Origin of the sequence: Microcella sp. (assembly GCF_030645145.1) — a bacterium.
Classification (GTDB): domain Bacteria; phylum Actinomycetota; class Actinomycetes; order Actinomycetales; family Microbacteriaceae; genus Microcella.
This window is the reverse complement of the sequence record NZ_JAUSMI010000002.1, coordinates 1-1,510: the sequence shown is the minus strand read 5'-3', so window position 1 is coordinate 1,510 and position 1,510 is coordinate 1. Positions and strand designations below refer to the sequence as shown.

Here is a 1,510-nt window from a genome sequence, read left to right as displayed (position 1 = left end):
GCAGCTGCGCGAGCAGGTCGCACGCCTCGCCGACGCCGCGCGGGCCGCGGGCGGCGACGCCCGATACCTCAAGCCGCACGGCGCGCTCTACAACCGCATCGTGCGCGACGCGGAGCGCGCCGAGGTCGTCGCGCGCGTCGCGGCCGCGGCCGGGCTTCCGGTGATGGGGATGCCCGGGTCGGCGATCGAGCGCGCCTCGCGGGAGGCGGGCATCCGCTTCGTGACCGAGGCCTTCGTCGATCGCGCCTACCGGGCCGATGGGTCGCTCGTGCCGCGAACCGAGCCGGGCGCCGTGCTGCACGACGTCGCCGCGGTGGCCGCGCGCGCGGTGCGGCTCGCCGTCGACGGGTCGGTCGTCGCGGTCGACGGGTCGATCGTGCGCGTCGAGGCCGAGTCGCTGTGCGTGCACGGCGACACTCCCGGGGCGGTCGCGATGGCGCGCGCCGTGCGCGACGCGCTCGCGGAGGCCGGGGTCGACGTGCGGCCGATGCTCGGGGCGCCGTGAGCGCGGAGGCGGGGGCAGGCTCGGGGGCGGGGCTCGCGGCGCGCATCCTGCCCTGCGGCGACCGCGCCCTGCTCGTCGAGCTCGACTCGCTCGAGGGAGCGCTCGCGGCCCATGCCGCGCTCGCGGCGACCGCGCCCGACGGAGTCCTCGAGCTCGTGCCCGCCGCGCGCACCGTGCTCGTGCGGCTCGACCCGCGCGTGCTCGGACTCACGCACGCCGAGCACTGGCTGCGATCCGCGCTGGCTGACGCAGACCCCGAGGCCCCGCTAACGGAGGGACCGCTCGTCGAGCTGCCCGTCGTCTACGACGGCGATGATCTCGAGGCGGTCGCCGCGCTCTGGCGGTGCTCGGCCGCCGAGGTCGTCGAGCGCCACGCGCGCATCGAGTGGCGCTGCGCGTTCGTCGGGTTCGCCCCCGGCTTCCCGTACCTCGTGCCCGCCGACCCGGCCACGGTCCCCCCGCCGGTGCCGCGGCGCGCGACCTCGCGCCCCGTCGTGCCGGCCGGCGCCGTCGCGCTCGCCGCCGAGTACACGGGCGTGTATCCGCGCAGCTCTCCCGGCGGCTGGCAGCTCATCGGCCGCACCGACGCAGTGCTGTGGGATGCCCGGCGCGACCCTCCCGCGCTCGTCCCGCCGGGCGCGCGCGTGCGCTTCGTCCCCGTGCGGGAGCTCGGCACGGTGGCGAGCGCCGAGGCGCGCGCGGCGCGCGCGATTCCCGCGTCGCCGGTCGCGCCTGGTCGCACGATCGAGGTCGTCGACCCCGGAGCGCTCACCCTCGTCCAGGATCTCGGGCGCCCCGGCCGCGCGGCCCTCGGCGTGGGGGCCGCGGGCGCGTTCGACCGCGCGGCCCATCGGCTCGCGAACCGGCTCGTCGGGAACGACGAGTCGGCAGCCGCTCTCGAGGTGCTCCTCGGCGGGCTGACCCTCGCGCTGCCCGTCGGCACCTGGGTCGCGGTCACGGGCGGCTCGGGCCCCGTGACGCTCGACGGCGCGAGCGCGGCCCCCC

General features: G+C 78.6%; 2 protein-coding genes. Both read left to right on the top strand.

Annotated elements, in window-relative coordinates; all coding sequences use genetic code 11:
• Positions 1–505, top strand: a 505-nt coding sequence (locus Q7T15_RS00115; protein ID WP_304692036.1) for a LamB/YcsF family protein, incomplete at its 5' end; no start/stop codon positions are given.
• Positions 502–1,510: carboxyltransferase domain-containing protein (locus Q7T15_RS00110; RefSeq protein ID WP_304692034.1), on the top strand; the 1,009-nt coding region annotated here is incomplete at its 3' end. The genes Q7T15_RS00115 and Q7T15_RS00110, both read left to right, overlap by 4 nt.